General features: G+C 55.4%; 19 protein-coding genes. 12 read left to right on the forward strand and 7 right to left on the reverse strand.

Annotated features, from left to right (window positions below):
* Positions 1–203 precede the first annotated feature (203 nt).
* From RID21_RS12105 to rpsU, 6 genes are all read left to right on the forward strand, one after another.
* Positions 204–1,913: a hypothetical protein gene (locus tag RID21_RS12105; protein ID WP_350189211.1), complete on the forward strand. Its 1,710-nt coding sequence runs from the start codon at positions 204–206 to the stop codon at positions 1,911–1,913.
* Between the two features lie 9 nt (positions 1,914–1,922).
* Positions 1,923–2,798 (forward strand): glycosyltransferase family 2 protein, encoded by an 876-nt coding sequence (locus tag RID21_RS12110; protein WP_350189213.1) that lies wholly within the window; start codon positions 1,923–1,925, stop codon positions 2,796–2,798.
* A 45-nt stretch (positions 2,799–2,843) separates the two neighbouring features.
* Entirely contained in the window at positions 2,844–3,668 is an 825-nt protein-coding gene (locus RID21_RS12115; RefSeq protein WP_350189215.1) for a class I SAM-dependent methyltransferase, read from the forward strand.
* 107 nt (positions 3,669–3,775) lie between these two features.
* Entirely contained in the window at positions 3,776–4,840 is a 1,065-nt protein-coding gene (locus RID21_RS12120) for a Gfo/Idh/MocA family protein (RefSeq protein WP_350189217.1), read from the forward strand.
* A 171-nt stretch (positions 4,841–5,011) separates the two neighbouring features.
* Positions 5,012–5,920: an FAD-dependent thymidylate synthase gene (gene thyX, locus RID21_RS12125; protein WP_350189219.1), complete on the forward strand. Its 909-nt coding sequence runs from the start codon at positions 5,012–5,014 to the stop codon at positions 5,918–5,920.
* Positions 5,921–6,174: 254 nt separating this feature from the next.
* On the forward strand, positions 6,175–6,372 hold the full coding sequence (gene rpsU, locus RID21_RS12130; RefSeq protein ID WP_144980715.1) for a 30S ribosomal protein S21: 198 nt from the start codon (positions 6,175–6,177) through the stop codon (positions 6,370–6,372).
* A 62-nt stretch (positions 6,373–6,434) separates the two neighbouring features.
* Here the strand turns inward: rpsU and RID21_RS12135 are convergent, their stop codons facing one another.
* Together RID21_RS12135 and ispD are read right to left on the reverse strand one after the other, a co-directional pair.
* The gene (locus RID21_RS12135) at positions 6,435–6,998 is read right to left on the reverse strand and encodes a hypothetical protein (protein ID WP_350189221.1); all 564 of its coding nucleotides are present in this window, start codon (positions 6,996–6,998) and stop codon (positions 6,435–6,437) included.
* Between the two features lie 114 nt (positions 6,999–7,112).
* Positions 7,113–7,883, reverse strand: coding sequence for a 2-C-methyl-D-erythritol 4-phosphate cytidylyltransferase (gene ispD, locus RID21_RS12140; protein ID WP_350189223.1), 771 nt, complete (start codon positions 7,881–7,883; stop codon positions 7,113–7,115).
* A gap of 419 nt (positions 7,884–8,302) precedes the next feature.
* Here ispD and RID21_RS12145 point away from each other — a divergent pair, with 419 nt between their 5' ends.
* Positions 8,303–9,814: a sigma-54 interaction domain-containing protein gene (locus RID21_RS12145; RefSeq protein ID WP_350189225.1), complete on the forward strand. Its 1,512-nt coding sequence runs from the start codon at positions 8,303–8,305 to the stop codon at positions 9,812–9,814.
* A 51-nt stretch (positions 9,815–9,865) separates the two neighbouring features.
* Here the strand turns inward: RID21_RS12145 and RID21_RS12150 are convergent, their stop codons facing one another.
* Positions 9,866–10,438 (reverse strand): VOC family protein, encoded by a 573-nt coding sequence (locus tag RID21_RS12150; protein ID WP_350189227.1) that lies wholly within the window; start codon positions 10,436–10,438, stop codon positions 9,866–9,868.
* A 302-nt stretch (positions 10,439–10,740) separates the two neighbouring features.
* On the opposite strand from RID21_RS12150, the gene RID21_RS12155 reads away from it, so the two are divergent.
* Together RID21_RS12155 and RID21_RS12160 are read left to right on the forward strand one after the other, a co-directional pair.
* Positions 10,741–11,652 carry a TolB family protein gene (locus tag RID21_RS12155; protein WP_350189229.1) on the forward strand — a complete coding sequence of 304 codons (912 nt, stop codon included), beginning with the start codon at positions 10,741–10,743 and terminating at the stop codon, positions 11,650–11,652.
* Between the two features lie 47 nt (positions 11,653–11,699).
* The gene (locus tag RID21_RS12160) at positions 11,700–12,629 is read left to right on the forward strand and encodes a TolB family protein (protein WP_350189230.1); all 930 of its coding nucleotides are present in this window, start codon (positions 11,700–11,702) and stop codon (positions 12,627–12,629) included.
* Positions 12,630–12,636: 7 nt separating this feature from the next.
* On the opposite strand, the gene RID21_RS12165 is transcribed toward RID21_RS12160, so the two are convergent.
* Positions 12,637–12,783 carry a hypothetical protein gene (locus tag RID21_RS12165; RefSeq protein WP_350189232.1) on the reverse strand — a complete coding sequence of 49 codons (147 nt, stop codon included), beginning with the start codon at positions 12,781–12,783 and terminating at the stop codon, positions 12,637–12,639.
* On the reverse strand, positions 12,764–13,162 hold the full coding sequence (locus RID21_RS12170) for a BlaI/MecI/CopY family transcriptional regulator (RefSeq protein WP_350189234.1): 399 nt from the start codon (positions 13,160–13,162) through the stop codon (positions 12,764–12,766). Before RID21_RS12170 ends, RID21_RS12165 begins: the two co-directional genes overlap by 20 nt.
* A 307-nt stretch (positions 13,163–13,469) precedes the next feature.
* On the opposite strand from RID21_RS12170, the gene RID21_RS12175 reads away from it, so the two are divergent.
* A complete protein-coding gene (locus RID21_RS12175; RefSeq protein WP_350189236.1) occupies positions 13,470–14,012 on the forward strand; it encodes a DUF2617 family protein in 543 nt (180 codons plus the stop codon).
* Between the two features lie 58 nt (positions 14,013–14,070).
* Positions 14,071–14,820 carry a hypothetical protein gene (locus RID21_RS12180; protein WP_350189238.1) on the forward strand — a complete coding sequence of 250 codons (750 nt, stop codon included), beginning with the start codon at positions 14,071–14,073 and terminating at the stop codon, positions 14,818–14,820.
* Between the two features lie 18 nt (positions 14,821–14,838).
* Here the strand turns inward: RID21_RS12180 and RID21_RS12185 are convergent, their stop codons facing one another.
* The gene (locus RID21_RS12185; RefSeq protein WP_145443043.1) at positions 14,839–15,612 is read right to left on the reverse strand and encodes a CPBP family intramembrane glutamic endopeptidase; all 774 of its coding nucleotides are present in this window, start codon (positions 15,610–15,612) and stop codon (positions 14,839–14,841) included.
* Positions 15,609–16,892, reverse strand: a complete 1,284-nt coding sequence (locus RID21_RS12190) for an HD-GYP domain-containing protein (RefSeq protein ID WP_350189240.1) — start codon at positions 16,890–16,892, stop codon at positions 15,609–15,611. The genes RID21_RS12185 and RID21_RS12190 overlap by 4 nt, the downstream gene beginning before the upstream one ends.
* 517 nt (positions 16,893–17,409) lie before the next feature.
* Between RID21_RS12190 and RID21_RS12195 the strand changes: the two genes are divergently transcribed.
* Positions 17,410–18,345: a serine acetyltransferase gene (locus RID21_RS12195; RefSeq protein ID WP_145044908.1), complete on the forward strand. Its 936-nt coding sequence runs from the start codon at positions 17,410–17,412 to the stop codon at positions 18,343–18,345.
* The last annotated feature ends 144 nt before the right edge of the window (positions 18,346–18,489 follow it).

Genomic DNA, 18,489 nt, shown 5'->3' on the forward strand with positions numbered 1-18,489 from the left:
CAAAGGGATGCTGCGGAAATGATGCGTTTCGGCAACATCACAGCCCGCACCTGAAACACATGATCCGCTCGATTACCGCAAAAGTCCCTGTTCCCCTCTTGTCATGCCTCGTGTTTGCCCCGCACAATATTTTCTCCTCTCCTCGACGAAAGACTGCCGCGAAATCACGCTTCTCCCGGATACCGTGACCACAGCCAACACCCATGAATAACCTCTTACCACTGATCATTGTCTGCTGCGCCATCGCGATTGCCATCTGCAGCCCGCACCCGACGGTCTCGATTCTGAAACCGTTCCGCTGGCTCATGCGCCGCTTTTCTGACAGTGTCACCCGGGGTGTCCTGTTCTTCTTCTGCCTGACGCTGCTGCTGGAACTCGGCATCGGTCTCTGTATCCGCATTCCCGCTCCCATGGTCCACGACGAGTTCGCATACCTGCTCGCTGCAGATACTTTTGCATCCGGCCAACTGACCAACCCCACGCATCCCCAGTGGGAACACTTCGAAAGCTTCCATATCATTCACCAGCCTACGTACCAGGCGAAATATCCACCCGCACAGGGACTGTTGCTCGCACTGGGACAAGCCACGACCGGCTATCCGATTGCTGGTGCCTGGCTCGGCATGGCCGCCGCCTGTGCTGCCATCTTCTGGATGCTCTGCGGCTGGGTCCCACGACGCTGGGCCGTGTATGGCGGCTTTCTCGCCGCGCTGAATGCGTCGTTTCTAACCGGTTGGGGACTCTCTTACTGGGGAGGCCAGGTCGCTCTGCTCGGCGGTGCCCTGCTCTTCGGGGCACTCCCCCGTCTGAAACAAACGCCGCGCAGTTCCACGTCCCTCGCGCTCGCCATGGGTCTTGTTCTGCTCGCGAACAGTCGGCCCTACGAAGGCCTGCTGACAGCGATTCCTGTGGCCCTCGTTCTGCTGGTCTGGCTCATCGGTCATAACTCACCGGGCTGGCGCGTCGCCCTGCTGCGCTGTGTCTTACCGATGCTCCTGGTCCTGCTCCCCGCTTTTCTGTGGATGGGCTATTACAACTTCCGCGTGACGGGTAATGCATTAAAATTCCCATACCAGGTCTGGATCGAACAGTACTGGCCCCATTCCCTCGATGGTATTCTCGTCTCCAGCGAAGAAACACCCGACACGGAAAAACAGTTCCGCACGATCTACGGCTACGATCTCGACGCCTCGCCCGCGAACCAGCTGATGGAACATAAATTCGACAGCACCCGTTTCTCGCTGCCGGTCAAGCTTTTGAAATTCGATCTCGTCTATACGGGTTCCTACATGGCCGGTCTGATCTGCCTGTTGGGGGCAGGAGCTCTCTTCCGCAATCGGGCGAATCTGTTTGCAGTCGGCACCTCCGCGCTGGTCATCGCGGGAGTTCTGGCCCAGGACACCTCCGGACACCCGCACTACCTCGCCCCCATCGGCTGTCTGCTGATTCTGCTGCAGGTCCAGTGCCTCCGCTACGTGGCTGTCTGGAAACACCACTGGCGGCCCGTGGGAAGTACGTTGATCGCAACCGCCCTCGTATTAACCGCTCTGACCACCATCGCCAGCGCCGCCTCGGGGGCCCTCCCAGCTGCAGTCGCGGAATTCCATCAATGGGCCCGCGCCCGTCAACAGATCCTTGAACGACTGCAGTCGACACCCGGCAAGCACCTGGTGCTGGTCAACTATCACCAGAATCACAGCGTACACAAAGAATGGATTTATAACCGGGCTGACATCGACGGCGCCAAAGTCGTCTGGGCTCGGGTCCTCGAACCTGATAAAAATCAGCAACTCCTCGATTACTTCAAGGACCGCACCATCTGGATCGTGAACGGCGATGCAGCCTCTCCTGAATTGCAGCGCTATTCCGACCACCCGCACCACAAGGAACAGAAAGATCAGCCGTCGCGCTGAACCAGGCCTATGTCACTGCAACCATTCACCGTCATCGTTCCCCTGTATAACGAAGCCGCAGCGCTGCCGGCGGCGATCGTCGACCTGGAAACCATCCTGGCTGAAACGGGACCGCACGAACTGATCGTAGTCGATGATGGCTCGACCGACGGTTCTTCCGCAGCCCTCAAGGCCCTCCGCGAAACACACCCCGATCTCAAGCTGTTCCACCACGAAACGAACCAGGGCTACGGTGCTGCGCTGAAAACAGGAATCCGCCACGCGAGCCATGACTGGATCGTGATTACCGACGCGGACGGCACCTACCCCAATGCACGGATCAAAGACCTGCTCGCCCACATGGATCAATACGACATGGTGGTCGGCTCGCGCACTGCAGATGACGTCGAGTATTCCACGCTGCGAAAACTGCCGAAATTCTTCCTCAGGCACTACGCTTCCTGGATCGCCGGCCGAAACATCCCCGACTTGAATTCCGGGCTCCGTGTCTTTCGTCGCAGCCTCGCGGAAAAGTTCCTGGGACTGCTGCCGGACGGGTTCAGTTTCACCACAACAATCACGCTCGCCCATCTCACGAACCAGTACACCGTACATTACGAACCGATCGGCTACGCCCGCCGTATCGGCAAATCCAAAATACAACCGATCCGTGATACCCTCCGTTTCCTGCAGCTGATCATCCGCCTGGGCGTCTATTTCGCCCCTCTCAAAGTCTTCGGCCCCTTTGCCGTCATTCAGCTGATCGCCTTTTCGATTTCGATCTGTTACGACGTATTCGTCTTACAGAACATCACCGACAAATCGGTCATGCTGCTGATGTTCGGCATGAACACTGCGTTTTTCGCCCTGCTCGCAGATATGATCGATAAACGCTGCCAGAAGTAGTTACCTCGTTCCCTGTTGAGAAATGCAGATCCGTCACGCTGAATCATGAACGATCAAAGCCCACACGACAATTTGAACCATCTCCCCACGGGAGAGCAGCCTACAGACCACGCTACGCGTGACCGGGAACTGTTCGACCGCATCGCAGGCGAGTATTGTCGTAAGGACCTGCTCCCCGCCTCGCGCGCTGCGCGGCGTCACCGCCTGTTGCAAACCCTGCAGGCCGTCCCCTGCTCCCAAAACGCGGCAGTACTGGAAGTCGGCTGCGGGGCGGGCTTCGCCGCCCAATACCTGCAAGGCCACATTGGTGACTACTGTGGCGTCGATTACTCGACTAACCTGATTGCATATGCTCGCGAGTTTAACGGGGGACCGGGCATTCAATTCGTGGCACAGAACATTCAGGAGTTCCAACCGGGGCGCTCGTTCGACTTGATTTTTGCCATCGGCCTGCTGCACCACCTCGACAATCTCGATGCGACACTCGCAGCACTGATCCAACTGTTGAAACCGGGAGGCTGGCTTGTCGCCAATGAACCGCAGCCCGCTAACCCGGTGATCTCCTTCGCCCGCACGATCCGCAAACGCATTGACGCGAACTACTCCTCCGATCAACGGGAACTCTCGTCAGCCGAACTGCAGGCGGCCTGCAGCCGCGCCGGTCTCACAAACATCCGTCTGCGCCCCCAGGGACTGTTTTCAACCCCCTTCGCCGAAGTCCCTCTCTCTCCACAGTGGCTCACCACACCCTGTGCGAAACTGGCCTGCTTGACCGACGGCTGCCTGGAGCACCTGCCCGCCTGGCTCTTGAATCGGCTGACCTGGAACCTGATCATCGCCGGCCAGAAGCCTGAGTCCTCCCTTGATTGAGAAAATCTCCGCTGCACGGTAACCGTGTATCCTTTACAGCCACAGCGAAAATGAAGACACTGAAATCCTCTGAGTTTTCAAAGTGACCGTGGTAAGAGGAGACTGTGATGGAACAATTGAAAGTCGGCATTATCGGAGCCGGAGGCATCGCTGCCAAAATGCATCTGCCGGAACTGCAGACCGTGAGCAACTGTGACGTCCTGATGCTCGCCGGCCGCAAACAGTCCCGCCTCGAAGTCCTCTGTCGCAAATTCAACGTTCCCGAATGGACCCACAATTACCAGGACATTATCGACGACGAACGCATCAACGCCGTCGCCATCGCTCTGCCCCATCCGCTGCACGTCGAATGGGGCCTCAAAGCCATCCAGGCCGGCAAGCATGTCTATATGCAAAAGCCACTCAGCACATCCATGGACGAAGCTGACGCGTTTGTGGAAGAGACCGCCAACCACAATCAGACAGTACTCGCCCTCCCCTACATGTCCAACCCGCAGGTGCTGGCCACCCGCAATTATATTCAGGATGACAAACTCGGTTCGATCTCCTCGGCCCAGGCCCGCGCCAGTCATGGGGGACCGGAAGTCTATTACGCCGGCATTCAACAGATCCTCGAAGAAAAGCCGTCCGACGACCTCTGGTTCTTCGACACCGACAAGGCCGACGTCGGCGCCCTGTTCGATATGGGCGTCTATGCCATCGCGAACCTGGTCGGCACCGTAGGCGCAGTGAAATCGATCACCGCGAAACTGACGACCGTCGCCAAGCCGACCCGCCTGGAAGACACAGCGTCGATGATCCTCGAATTCGAAAACGGCGCTCTCGGCACCGCGCAGACCGGCTGGTGCGATGCCGCCCGGACCTACGAATTTTCCGTGCATGGCACCCGGGGCAAAATCGTCAGTTGTCGTCAGCCCAAACTGCTCAGTTATTTTTACCCCAGTTCGGACGTCGATGAAGATCTGCCGCTCGTCGAAGAATCGATCGACCTCTCGACCTATCCCGTGCAGAATTCGCACCAGCACTGGGCTGCCTGCATCCGCCAGGGAATCCAGCCCCCGCTGTCGAACGCCGCCACAGCCCGGCACGTGACCGAAATCCTGCTCGCCGCCCTCAAATCCTCCCGGGAAAACCGGACGGTGGACATCCAGTCCCGCCTCACGATTTACTGAAATCCAATCCGATTCCGGCGGGATTTTGCCGATTTTGGCAGACTCAGCCGCCGGTACGGTGTCGTTTAAACGCCCGGTTGACTATAAATGGCTGTTGGCAGATTGCATGCCTCTGCCTGCCCCTGATCTCATATTTCAATTCTCTTTTGATACTTGCTGGGAGTGTTTCCGATGACGGAGCGGTCTGAACTCGTTGAACAGCTTCGCTGGAAAAAAGTTCCTGTTCTCAATGACGGGTTTGTCTGCCTGGTCGACGTGATGGGCGACGACAGCTCAATTGTCCAGGCAGCCCGCGTCAGCTACGGAGAAGGGACCAAACGCGTCTCCGACGACCGCACGCTGATCCGCTATCTCATGCGTCATCGTCACAGCACCCCCTTCGAAATGGCGGAATTGAAGTTTCTCGTGCGTGTTCCCATGGACTGCTGGCGCCAGTGGATCCGGCATCGGACCGCGAATGTCAACGAGTACAGCACCCGGTATTCGGTCGCTATTGACTCTGCTCAGACGACGCTTCCCGGCGAATGGCGAACCCAGGCCACCTCGAACCGGCAGGGCAGTGATGCCCCACTGTCCGAGGATGTCGGCACTCAGCTGACTGCGGAAGAAACCGAATTTCAGGAAAAGGCCCGCGCCGTCTACGAAGCCCGCCTCGAAGCCGGCGTCGCCCGTGAACAGGCTCGCAAAGACCTGCCCCTGGCAACTTACACCGAAGCCTACTGGAAAATTGATTTACATAACCTGATTCACTTCCTGAGTTTACGCATGGATTCGCATGCACAGTGGGAGATTCAGGAATACTCGCGGGCCATCGGCGAACAGATCGTCAAACCCCTGTTCCCCGTCGTCTGGGAAGCTTTTGAAGACTATCGCCAGGGAGCCATGTTCCTGACCCGCCTCGATAAAGGGGTCATCGAACGCCTGATGAGCCGGGCCGCTGAAAAGTCTCTGGCACCGCCCTTCTCGTCCGAACTCTTCCTCGAAGTGCAGGATGAGACCTGGAAATCGCTCAAACGCAGCCGGGAACGGGACGAATGTCAGTCCAAACTGGAGCGGATGGGGATCCTCAAAGCCGAATAGACGTGCTCGTCTGAACACTTTCAGCAGGAAATTCATTGAGTATTTTTCGCGGTTGGCTTTGCAGAACTTGATGGGTTTGTTATCTTTATCGGTCCCGCTCTGTAGCGCGAGGTCCCTTTGTGCGACCCGTTACAGTCGAATTCGTCTGAATTCTCATCTCAGATGAGACCGATTGATATTTAAGTAGATCCCGATTTGAGTGGATCTGTGAACCAGACAATGACAGAAATCAGGAAAAAGAAAAGGTGATTTGAGTGGTTAAACTTCGGTTACGAGAAAACGAATCTATTCAGGAGGCAGTCAAACGGTTCCGCAAGATTGTTGAACACGCTGGTATCAAAAAAGAAATGCGTCGCCGCGAATACTACGAAAAGCCCAGCGATGAAAACCGAAGAAACAGACGACGTGCAGAACGGCGTGCCCGTCTCTCCCGTCTGCAGAACAATCAGTAACCACTGAGATCTGACAATACACAAAAAACGCATCCCTTTTCGGATGCGTTTTTTTATGCGCCTCAGTTCTCCGACTGCGTTTCAGCAGCCGCGGCTTCTTCCGCAGCCTGTTTGTCTCTCGACGCCTTTGCCTCGGCTGACTCTGCCGCCTTCTGCTTAACGTGTTCCTTCTGTCCCTTCACGAAGGCGTCCATTCGCTCCTTCGAAATCCGGGGCATCCCACTTACCGCGCTTCCTTCGGCAGCGGTATCGAAGACAATCACCTGGCCATCATTGTCCACCAGCATCCGCAGATGGTATGTCTTGAAGACGCCTCCCCAGCGATAGTGGTACAGCTTCAGAATCGCCCCTGATTCATCCAGTTCCTCAGAAGGGCTTCCCTGAATCATGCTGGCCTGGAAGTCTTCAAACGGAACTTCCCCTGATCTTCCCGCGGCTTCCCTGGCAGCGTCGAGATTGTCGAACGTCTTCGCCTGCGAGGTCTTGGCCCGCCATTCCAAGAGTAGCACGCCCAGCAGAATCAGAATGAAGACCCAGGAAATAATCCGCCGCTGGGTACTGACTTTCTTCTTCGCGGGAGCGGGTTTGGAATCGGGTGTTTCGGGAGCATCGGGGGTAGAACTCATGGTCTCTTCCTTTATTGAACGGGGATCACTCGGTTCAAGTCTAACCCGCGCCTTTCAGAAGCTCAAACAGAAACCACGGCTTCACATAAGTTTTACCAAACTCACATCCACGGCTTACAGGATCCCCCGCGGTTCCTCATCCGCAAAGGGATGCAGCGCCTGAATTCCCTTGGGTTTGGGTAGAGCATTGACCAGCGCCTCGGCCATTTTGAAGTCGGCGGCCGTCGTGATCTTCTGGTTCAGGGGAGAACCTTCCACAATCGTCACCGCCTGCCCGATATGTTCTACCAGCTGTGCTTCATCGGTAGGTTGGAAATCGCCCCGCTTCGCATAAGCGTCGAGCAGGATCTGCCGCTGAAAGACCTGCGGCGTCTGCGCTGCCCAGAGATCGGTACGGTCGACCGTTTCCTGAATCTGCCGATCCTTGCCTGCCCGCTTGAGTGTGCTCGAAACCCGCACCGCAGGAATGACGGCGTGATGTTTCTCCGCCGCCGCGAACAGTTCTCCCACCCACTTATCGGTAATCAGCGGTCGGGCGGCATCGTGGATGGCCACGTAATCGATGTCGGCTTTAACACGGGCCAGCGCGTTCTGTACCGAGTCCGCCCGTTCTTCTCCCCCGGGAACGATTTCGATATCCATGAACGCCAGATTCGGACGGAACTTCTGTTTGAACCATTCAATATCATCCGTTGAGACCGAAATAATCAGCTGCTTCACATCTTCGCGATTGGAAAAGATCTCCGCAGACCGCACCCAGACGGCGCGGCCTTTCAGATCCATGAAGGGTTTCTTCTGTGGTCCCGATCCCAGGATCTTCGCCCCCTTCGACTGAAACCGGCTGCTCTTTCCTGCTGCTGCCAGGATGACTGCAAACGTTGCCACTGCACTATCCTCTCTGATGTAACTGACATGAAACCGTCTTGCTGTTTCTGAAGTTTAACAAGCCGTAAATCGTCATCCAATAGCGCGCCCCTGCCAATTTCACCGTCCCCCGTTGAAATCGTTACGATCCCTGCCATCAGCAGTCCACAACCGTTGTCAAAAAACAACACGCGCGCTGCATGATGCCTTTTCACCACAGACCACGGTGCCTTTCCCAGGCATTCCAGACAGTTTTACTTTTCTCAAGCTGTTTGACTTCAGTCACTTAAACAGAGTCCGTCTGAATTCCTTAACAGTCTGGCATTGCATTTGTTTAAAAACAGAAGCACTTCGGTCAGACACGCTCGCCGTGTTAACACCAGATCGAGGTTCAACATCCTGAGTTACCACCTGGTCATCTGGAAATAGAGAAAGTCATTATGGAACTGCCTACACTGATTCTCGTCACACGCGATACTGTCCTGCAGCAACAGATCCTGGCACATTTCAAGAAAACATTTCATTTGATCATCTGCAGTACTCTGGAAGACTGCCTGGCCCACTGCCGGGAACAGGAGATCGACTCCATTCTCGTCGATCTGCGGTTCCTGATTTCAGGCGGACACCAGGAAGATCATCTGCTCGAGCAGATTGAACACCACGCCCCCGAAACCGAACTGATCATGCTGACCGAGGAGGAATGTCCGGAAATCCTCGAACGTCGAGTCGCCTGCGGTACCCTGAAACACATCAGAGGCTTCGCCAGCGAAGCGGAACTGCTGCTCGACATCGATTCTTTGTTGAACCCGGAAGAAAAAGTACTGGTCAGCGAAACCATGTCCATGAACGCGGGCGGTACCCCCGTCGCATCAACCGGTGGTAGTGCTGGTCGAGGCAGGTCCTCTGGGTCCCGGCACAACAGGCAACAGGACGAGGTCCCACTGGAATCGGACACATCAATTCTACACGGGATTACCCGTCGCTTTGAAACCAGTTCGCATGAGATGAAGATCATGCTCAACGAACTGGAGATCGCCGCTCAACACGATGTGACCGTACTGCTCATCGGGGAAACCGGAGCCGGTAAAACATACCTCTCGCGGCTGATTCACGAAGTCTCTCCCCGCCGGGATGAACCGTTCCTGAACGTCGCCTGTGGTGCTCTACCCAACGACCTGATTGAAAGTGAACTCTTCGGCCACACCCGAGGTTCGTTTACCAGTGCCCACGCCGATAAGGAAGGTAAGTTTCTCGCTGCCGGCCGGGGTACGATTCTGCTGGACGAAATCGATGTGCTCGGCCCCGAACAGCAGGTCAAACTGTTACGGGTCATCGAAACCGGCGAGTTCGAACCGATCGGCTCCAATAAGACACACGTCAACCAGGCACGACTCGTCGTGGCCAGCAACATGGACCTGCAGCCGCTGGTTGAACAGGGCAAATTCCGACCGGACCTTTACTATCGTCTCAACATGCTGAAGTTTGACGTCCTTCCGCTGCGTCGTCGCAAGTCGGACGTCATCATGCTGGCAACAGGCTTCGTCAAACAGATGGCGACGAAACACAATATTGTGATCGAAGGCATCGACGATGAATTCCTCGACGCACTCCACGCCTACCCCTGGCCCGGCAACGTGCGTGAACTGGAAAACGTGATTCGCCGTGCCGTGATTTACTGTCGCGACGGTATCTTACGCAGAGAGAATCTGCCGACACACATTCTGATGGGACAGGCCGGACCAACCAACGATCCGTCGGTCATCCTGGGTCACCAGAGACAGAGCGACTCCGAACGACTGGGCGATCAGGTCGCGGTTACCGAGAAAGAACTGATCGAGCAGGCTCTGTTCAAGAACAATTACAGCCGCACCAACACGGCGAAAACACTGGGCATCAGCCGCGTCACGCTGTACAACAAAATGAAGAAGTACGGCATGAGCACAAAAAAATGATGACACTCGATCGAGTGTCATCATGGTTGATCCGTCTGGAATGAAGGTCGATTATTTCTTCGGACCGACCAGTTCGACCAGGTTGCCATCGGGATCGCGAACCAGTGCCAGGTAAACCCCTTTAGGGAAACCTTCCGGCAGTGAGATCGGTCCTTTGGCAATCGGCTTGACGCCATAAGCTTTCGCCCGTTCAAGGGCGGCATTCATGTCTTTGACGTAGAGCGTCAGGTAGCTCACACCCAGTGATGAGTGGATGAAGGAGTTGTCGACCTTCTTACCCGGTGCCTCTTTGAACTGCATCAGTTTGACATTGGTCGCCGTTTTATCATTCGCCAGTACCAGGGGATACACTTTGAACGCCTGGTAATCGGACAGACCCGAGTCGCCTCCCATTTCGGGAGTCACTGCGAACATCTCGCGTTCCTGCATGCCAAGGGCGTTTTTATAGAACTCGAGAGATTTCTCCAGGTCGCTGACCACAATCCCAAAGTCGACGGTGGATTTGGCATATTCGACATCCGGCACAGTCTTGCTACTGGCGGCCCACGCGGCGATCCCACTGACGATGAACACGATCAACGTCGTACAGACCAGCTCGCGATTCACAAAACTGGAATTCTTCATCAAGCAACTCCTGAATTAAAAAAAGATCAGACCCGCTCTTCACCTTTGCAGGTCTCTATTACATCAGGCTACTTGCATCTGAGGCAGACCTCAAGCCGATCTCATCCCTTTCTGCAAAACTAACTCAATTCCCCACTTAGTTCAAAAACTGATCTTGTGATTTCAGGCAGACTCGTTCTACACCCCACAATAACACACGCCGATCTGTGATTTTTTCGTTGAACCACTTCCGGGAAATGATATAACAGCTGAACACATCCTGCCTGAAAATATGACTATTGTGGTTTCGAAAAGGATCCAAGATGAAATCTATACTGCCCGTGCTCACCGGCTGCCTGATCTGTCTCACACTCGTTCTCACTCCCGATGCACAGTCCCGCGCGGATGAGAAAAAACAGACCAACCGCACCCGCTTCTATATCGCCTCCCCCGAAGGCAAAGATCCCCAGGTGTTTTTCGTTGCGGAAGACTACTACAACACCGGCTCCCCCGTGTTTTCTCCCGATGGACAGAAGCTCGCCTTCGATGGCTGGAAATCGCAGGAGGGGGAAAGTTTCTCGAATGTCCACATCATGGTCGTCAACGCAGATGGATCTGACTTCAAGGTCCTGCGTCCCGGCGCAATGCCCAGTTGGTCACCCGGCGGAAACCGCATCGCTTTCTCCAAGCCCCCTTACAGTGTCGCGGTGATGAACGCGGATGGCACTAATGAGAAAATCATCGCCGAACGAGGCTGGGGCGGACAATGGTCGCCCGACGGAACACGCATCGCCTACTACTACGGCAACAATATCCGTATATATAACCTGATCGAAGACACGACAACCGAGCTCTTTCCGCAAGAAAACAATCCTTACGCCAGTTTCACCTGGAACATGACCTGGTCCCCCGACAGCAACTGGATCTGCATTTTGGGCCGACGGGCTGAGGACCGGAGTTACGATGTCCTCACCGTCAACACCGCCGGCAGTAAGGCAGGTTATAAAGTTCATTTCAACAGTAAACGCTCTCCTTACCAGGACATGGCCTGGTCGCCGCGGGGAGACCAGATCGTCTTCGGCTCTCCAACCTCGCCCCGACAACTGCTGCAATTCAACCCCGCGGAGGACAAACCACCCACGCCGCTGGACATCACCGTGGACGGAAACATCAACGGCGACGTTACCTTTTCCCCCGACGGTCAACGGCTGCTGTTCAACGCACGCGATAAATAGCGAGAACTTTCTTATCAGCCAGAACCAGTAACCACAGAGAGAATCATATGCACGCCTTTCCCAAACTGCTGACACTCATCTGTACGATCGGCCTGCTCTGCCAGGCTGGTCTCTCCAGTTACGCGGACGAAAAAACGAACGTCAAACGCGTGCGTTTTTATCAAGTCTCACCAGAGGGAGGCGCAGCGAAACTGTTCCTGGTGCCCGGTGAATACCATACCGCCGGCTCTCCGGTCTTTTCGCCTGACGGAACGAAGTTCGCCTTTGACGGCCGTAAATCACAGCAGGGAGAATCATTCTCGGACGGTAAAGTCATGGTCTGTAACGCGGATGGCAGCCAGTTGAATGCAATCGGCTCAGGCGTCATGCCCAGCTGGTCACCCGCCGGAAACCGCGTTGCCTGCTCCAGCATTTCACCACGAGGTGCAGCCCTGATGCACACAGACGGCACCCAGCGGGAACTGATCGTCCCGGATAGCTGGGGCGCACAGTGGTCCCCCGATGGCAGAAAAATCGCCTACACCTTTTACGGCCCCGGGGGAGTCACCATCCAGGTCTATGATCTGATCGAAGGTACCAAAATCAGCCTCTTCTCCCTGGGCGATGCCCCCTACAACAGCATCTACTGGAACATGGCCTGGTCGCCCGACAGCAACTGGCTCTGCTTCAAAGGTCGCAGGTCAGACAACGGCACCTATGACATTGCCACGATCAACGCTGCTGGCAAATCCGCCGGCTATAAGGTGCACTTCAACAGTGACAAAGCCCCCTACGCCGACATGGCCTGGGATCCGCGGGGAGACCGCATCGTCTTCGGCTCAGGATCCCGGCCGCGAAAACTCCTGCAGTTCAATCCCGCGGAAGACAAAGCCCCCACCCCGATCGACATCCAGGTGACAGGCGACATCATCGGCGACGTCTGCTTCACCCCCGACGGACAAAACCTCGTCTTCAACGTCAGCGGGACGGAGGAGTAAGACTGAGTTATTTTTTATCTCCAACCTGGGGCAGGGACGGTGTGACCAGCAGGAAACAACGCTTACCCTGTTTCTGGTAAGTTAATCCCGCCTGTCGCACAAACTCGTAGGTTAGCCAGACGAGATTAATCCATTCAGGACTGATTGCCGCCATCCCGCTCCTCCGTTAACTCATCCAGCAATGATTTTAACGCGTCCAGATCTTTACGGCTGACGTGGCGATCTTCGATCAGATGCTGTATCAACGGGAACGCCTCGCCGGCAAACAGACGGTCGACCAGGTCGTCAACCGTTTCGCGAATGACGGTACGGGGTTTGATCCGTGGCGAATAGACGCGGGTCCGCCCCTCCAGCCGGGCCTTGATGTAGCCCTTCTGTTCCAGTCTGCGCAGATAGGTCTGCACCGTGGTGAAATCGATGCCCCGCGACTCGGGAAATGTTCCAAACACTTCGCGGACCGTCGCCTGTTTCAGATCCCACAAGGCGCGGGCCACTTCCATTTCGCCTTTCGATAAGGCGGGTCGTTCCGTCATGCCTCTCCCCTCAAGTACAAGTGTAATTGTCGCAGTTTAATTACATTTGTACGTGAGTCAAGTCCCTTCTTGAATAGCGGGCTTTGAAGAGAACCTGCCTGCGAGCAAAGTCAATTCCAATGCGGGCTTTATCAAAATTCGGGGCGACTTTGAATTTCTTGGGAATGCATGTTTGGATTTAGTCTGCCGATCGCTTAGAATCGAGCCATTCAGAGTTTCAGACCACCCGGGTCCTGTCGGGCGCACCGACAGTCTCTGATACTAAGTGTTTATATGACAGACAGTTCCAATCACTGGATTCATAACAATGAGTGTCCGTTCCGCCAGACCGAAAGTAAACGATCTGATCTTTCGCTTAATTGGGCGCTCGATTCACCCGGAGCTCTACACCACCTGCGCCTCGGTTGACATTCTGCAGAAAGACTTCGCAGCCACACTGCGAGTCTGTGAAACCGGCCACATTGCCAGCATTCAACACAAAGGCCACGCGGTCTGTGAGATTCTGACTTCATTTCAGAATCCGCTGCCCAGCCAGAAACGACTGCTGGAAAAACCGGTACGCGGCTGCCGTTCTGAATCCGTACGACTGGAGTCCGGCCTGTATTACCAGGTGAGCTATCAGCTCGAGGAACTGGATTACGTCATTTTCAAAAACGTACACGAAGAATATCTGATGGATGCCCAAGGGGCCGACCTGGCGTATCATTTCATCTCGGAAAGCCGCCTGACCCCCGGTGCGTTAAGCATCATCGATTACGAAGCCAATCAGAACAGCCTGTTGATTCACGCCTTTCATACTTTCCCCGATGAACTGGCCGTGGTGAAGACGCAGTCGCTGTTCGAGTTCTGAAACATCAACGTAAGGGATCAGACTGATCTACGTCATGGATGACGGGGGAACCGAAATCATGATACGCGATCTACTGTTTTCTCGACCCGTGTGGCAACGACTCAGCGCCGTTCTCTGCCTGATCGTTCTCTGCAGCGCCACTTCCACCGAAGCCGCGCATCGCAGCAGCTACTCATATCAGCGCAATCCCCACGCTTCGTCCGTCTATTCACAGTACCGCCGTACGCACTACAACAGGTATGGTTACAACGGCTATCGCTACAACGCCGTTTCGTATCGTCCCTATCCTCCCGTGGCCCGCTCCACATTCTACGGATACGGCGGACGGCGCTACACCTACCGCTATCGGCCTTACTCATCGTTCGCCTACGGCTATCGTTACTACCGCCCCGCGTATTACGGGTATAACTACTATCCGCGTACAAGCTACTCTTATTTCGGGAACAGCTTTTTCGGGAACAGCTTTAACTCGGGCTACTATTTTCGCCCGTTCTGCGGCGCCTGGGGTTCGTACTCATCCTGTTACTGCTCCCCCTTCTCGGGGATCGCCAGCTCATATTACCCGGCGTACAGCAGCTACGGCGTCTGGGGCGGACTCGGCAGCTATGGACCGCTCTGGGGAAGCTATACGCCCTACTGGGGCTCCTACTACGGCACCCCCTGGTCCTATTATCCCGGCTACTTCGGCGGGTATTACGGTCCTTACTGCGGAATCTGGCCTTACCGTCCCACACTCTATCAGAGCATTGTCTTCCAGTCCGGCTTTAATGTCGGCTATGGACGGGGCAGCTACTACAGCTTCTGGTAGAACCGGCCAGCAGCGGTCTTATTCGACTGTAATCTCCAGCATCATCACACCCACGATAATATCGTAGGTCGCGTGCGCACCCACGGTGATGCCAAACCCCCGCAGAAAAAACAGTCCGGCGAAGAACAATCCCGCCAGCGTGCGGAAAGTGAAGCTGAATACCGAAAACTGATCCCCGGTGGCACCGATGTAATGCGCCAGCGAGAAGATCAGGCTCGTGGAAATAATCGCCAGCACCGCCGACCAGCGGGCCTGCAGCATCATTCCCCGGAACAGCAGATAACAGATCGGCAGCAGCAACAGCCTAAACATTACCTCTTCATACACGCCTGCTCCCACAAAACTGACGACGCGTGAAGCCGATTCCTGTTTGATAAACATCATCACCGGCGAGGGCAACTGCTGAAAGACCAGATCCTGCACCTGGCCCAGCACGATCAGACAGAAGGCAAACAACAGGCTCTCCGCGAACATCCCCACCAGCGTCTCCGCTGAAACCTTCCACGGATGTTTGCAGCACATATGCCAGACCAGCAGCGTTCCCACAATCAGGCAGGGCAGCAGAAAGGTCTGTGTCAGTCCCAGTTGTGAAAGCCAGCTCCGCATCCAGTAATCCGCGCCATTGCGGATCAGTTCCGGCTGACTGCCTCCCATCGAGAGGACACCCAGTTCATAGATCAGCAGCAGCGGCGTCAGAAATACCAGGCAGACCAGGGGCTGCCGGGCTTCGAACCAGTAGCTGTCACTTTCCAGAGTCATGGTCTCTGCAGGTGCGTTCTTTTTACGTGTCATATCTCAGTCTGGTGATCAGTAACAGAATCTTTTAACCGGGATTCCGGATCCAGCGAAAAATGGGGCGACGCCAGTGCGGTATGCGCCGCATCGGGTCGATAACTTTGAAAACGTTTCAGTGAAAAGGGATCGTTGTGTCGATCTGCCTCATGCAGTTCTTCAGGCAGCTGCTTATCCAACGCCAGAAACAGTTCATCCGAGACCTTCGCATCCCATTCCCCCTGCAGGGTTTCTCGATACAGTTGCAAAGCCGCACCGAAGGCCAGCTCTTCCCCATCGCAGGTACGGATGCCGTCGGCCGTCAGTTCTCGACGATCGTTTTTCAGTTCGAGGTAGCGGCAGATCACTCCCATCCGCCGCGAATGTTCGCCCAGGTGATACGTATGCAGCCGACGTGGATAGCCGGTCCCGTCCAGTCGTTCGTGATGCTGAGCCACGACCTCAGACAGGTACGAGTCGCCCGGAAAGCCCCGCAGGCCACCCAACAGAGCAGCTCCCAGAATCGGATGCTCACCCCGTTCGTCATTTCTCTGATTCTCCTGGCCGTCTGCTTTCTTCGCCAGCTGGGGATTCAGCATCAGCCAACCCAGGTCGTGCAGCATGCCGGCCATCATTAACAGATCGCAGCTGTCGCGCCACGCCGGAATCTGGCGGCTCACATAATAACTGCACCGCGCGACTTCCAACCCACGTAGATAGATCAGAATATCCGGATGGGCAATCTGCTCGCGAGCCACCGCTTCCATATCCCGCAGTGACAGAAACAGCAACTGACCCGGATCGTCCAGATGCGCATCGTCGTGTTTAATCTTCCGAATCAGATTCAACAGGTAATTCGGGTTGCAGTAGGACTGCGTCCAGATATCTTCAGCCGCCAGTACAAGTTGTTTGAGATAATGGACCGTCGTCTGTGAAAGTAACAGCTGTTGTCGCAAATAGACCAGCTCGGTCTGAACAAAGTCCAGAATCCGTGTGAGGTGCGGCAACTGTGATGCAGAGAGTGTCCGAACCGCGGTCGCATCCAGATACAGGCGGCACCGCTGCAGAATCACATTCACCCGCGCCTGCAGCTGTTTCAGTTCCTGATGCAACGCGGGGATTTTCAGTTCCCGGTTCTGTTGATCCAGTTCGCGAAACTGGTCCTGCAGAGAAGACAGGACTGCCGCATTCCGCGGCAGCGGTTCTGTATCATTCACGCGGGCACAAAACGCCTCCCACTCATTCCGTTCCCGACGGATGGTCGGCGTGAGCCAGCGAAGAGATCTGGTGGAATGGTTCACAGGGTGCCCTCATATTACATATTCATCACGGGTCTACTTCGGATACGAAGGAGGCGGTTCCCCCTTCTCTCTGTTTTATCGGCTTCCCGCGTCGCAGGCATTGATAAGTTTGCCTGAGTTCAGATTGGGTAAGCTGACCACTGCCATGCTGTATCGTGTTTTGTGTGAGCAACTTACGAAGTTCGTTTTTTGCACGAGTGGGCACAGGGGACAGAGTTGCCCTTCTGCGCAGGCAATCTGTGACAGGACGATGTCTGCCGATCCACACATCCGGATAGAGGGATTGTAAGAAATACTCAATTTCCGGTGATCAGGACGCCGATTTGAGACTAAGCAGCATTTTTTCCTCTGTCTACTTGTCGTTGTTTTGCCGGCGAGCATAGAATTGCAGGAATGGTGCCTGTCAGCTAAGGCAAAATAAAGAACTTTTATCGATCACAGCGTGTCCTGATCAGCAGGGATTGAAATCAGGCACCCGCCCCACAATCGACACTCGCATACAGGCAGGAAAATTCAAATGGCTACGGATTTTCGGCAAAAAGAACGGCTCCCTGAACTGACTGACCGAATCGTGGAAACTTACCACGAGATTGGCACCATTCATCATCTGGGGCATTGTCCGCTTCCCAGCCAGGACGCCGTGATTGAAGCCGCCCAGGAACTGAAAGACGTTATCTTTCCCGGATACAGTCGTCGTCAGAACCTGCACATGAGCAACGTGACATACCATGTGGGGAACATTATTGACTCCCTGCACGATATTCTCACCGTACAAATCGGCCGTGCCCTGCGGCACCAGCATGTCCAGCAACACGGAGCCGACTGCGAGAAACTGCAGCAGATCGACTTCGAAGCGGAAGGACAGAAGAAAACGATTCAGTTCCTGGAAACCATTCCGGAAATCCGCCGCGCCCTGGCAACCGACGTCCAGGCGGCTCTCGACGGAGACCCCGCAGCGACCTGCTTCGATGAAATCATCTTCTGCTACCCCGGACTGGAAGCTATCACCGTTTACCGGCTCGCCCATCAGTTATACCGACTCAATGTGCCCATCATCCCGCGTATGCTCTCGGAATGGGCTCACTCACAGACCGGGATCGATATTCACCCGGGTGCCACCATCGGCCACTCGTTCTTTATCGACCACGGTACCGGTGTCGTAATTGGAGAGACCTGTGAAATCGCCGAACATGTGAAGGTCTACCAGGGGGTCACGCTCGGGGCACTCAGCTTTCCCAAAGACTCGGAAGGCCGCATCATTCGCGAACAGAAGCGTCACCCCACCATCGAGCGGGGCGTTGTGATATACGCGAACGCCACCATCCTGGGAGGCGATACTGTCATCGGCCACGACTCCGTGATTGGCGCCAGTGTCTCGCTGATGAAGAGCGTGCTGCCCAATACGATCGTCACCATCGAAAAGCCGTCACTGCGGTTCCGCGAAGCTTCCTGAGCTTCGCTGCTCATAAGACTGAAATCGAGATCGACCCAGACCGTGTTCCCACACGGTCTTTTTTATGGCTTTAGCAGGGGGTCATGTGCCGCGCATAAAAAAATCCTGTGTGAGTCAGATAACTGACCGCACACAGGATTGATC

The sequence above is a fragment of the Gimesia sp. genome (assembly GCF_040219335.1).
GTDB lineage: Bacteria > Planctomycetota > Planctomycetia > Planctomycetales > Planctomycetaceae > Gimesia.

Excerpts from the sequence above, each read along its gene's own strand:
- RID21_RS12105 (WP_350189211.1), top strand. The coding sequence starts at position 204 with ATGAATAACCTCTTACCACTGATCATTGTCTGCTGCGCCATCGCGATT.
- RID21_RS12110 (WP_350189213.1), top strand. The coding sequence starts at position 1,923 with ATGTCACTGCAACCATTCACCGTCATCGTTCCCCTGTATAACGAAGCC.
- RID21_RS12115 (WP_350189215.1), top strand. The coding sequence starts at position 2,844 with ATGAACGATCAAAGCCCACACGACAATTTGAACCATCTCCCCACGGGA.
- RID21_RS12120 (WP_350189217.1), top strand. The coding sequence starts at position 3,776 with ATGGAACAATTGAAAGTCGGCATTATCGGAGCCGGAGGCATCGCTGCC.
- thyX (WP_350189219.1), top strand. The coding sequence starts at position 5,012 with ATGACGGAGCGGTCTGAACTCGTTGAACAGCTTCGCTGGAAAAAAGTT.
- RID21_RS12135 (WP_350189221.1), bottom strand. The coding sequence starts at position 6,998 with ATGAGTTCTACCCCCGATGCTCCCGAAACACCCGATTCCAAACCCGCT.
- RID21_RS12145 (WP_350189225.1), top strand. The coding sequence starts at position 8,303 with ATGGAACTGCCTACACTGATTCTCGTCACACGCGATACTGTCCTGCAG.
- RID21_RS12150 (WP_350189227.1), bottom strand. The coding sequence starts at position 10,438 with ATGAAGAATTCCAGTTTTGTGAATCGCGAGCTGGTCTGTACGACGTTG.
- RID21_RS12155 (WP_350189229.1), top strand. The coding sequence starts at position 10,741 with ATGAAATCTATACTGCCCGTGCTCACCGGCTGCCTGATCTGTCTCACA.
- RID21_RS12160 (WP_350189230.1), top strand. The coding sequence starts at position 11,700 with ATGCACGCCTTTCCCAAACTGCTGACACTCATCTGTACGATCGGCCTG.
- RID21_RS12165 (WP_350189232.1), bottom strand. The coding sequence starts at position 12,783 with ATGGCGGCAATCAGTCCTGAATGGATTAATCTCGTCTGGCTAACCTAC.
- RID21_RS12170 (WP_350189234.1), bottom strand. The coding sequence starts at position 13,162 with ATGACGGAACGACCCGCCTTATCGAAAGGCGAAATGGAAGTGGCCCGC.
- RID21_RS12175 (WP_350189236.1), top strand. The coding sequence starts at position 13,470 with ATGAGTGTCCGTTCCGCCAGACCGAAAGTAAACGATCTGATCTTTCGC.
- RID21_RS12180 (WP_350189238.1), top strand. The coding sequence starts at position 14,071 with ATGATACGCGATCTACTGTTTTCTCGACCCGTGTGGCAACGACTCAGC.
- RID21_RS12185 (WP_145443043.1), bottom strand. The coding sequence starts at position 15,612 with ATGACACGTAAAAAGAACGCACCTGCAGAGACCATGACTCTGGAAAGT.
- RID21_RS12195 (WP_145044908.1), top strand. The coding sequence starts at position 17,410 with ATGGCTACGGATTTTCGGCAAAAAGAACGGCTCCCTGAACTGACTGAC.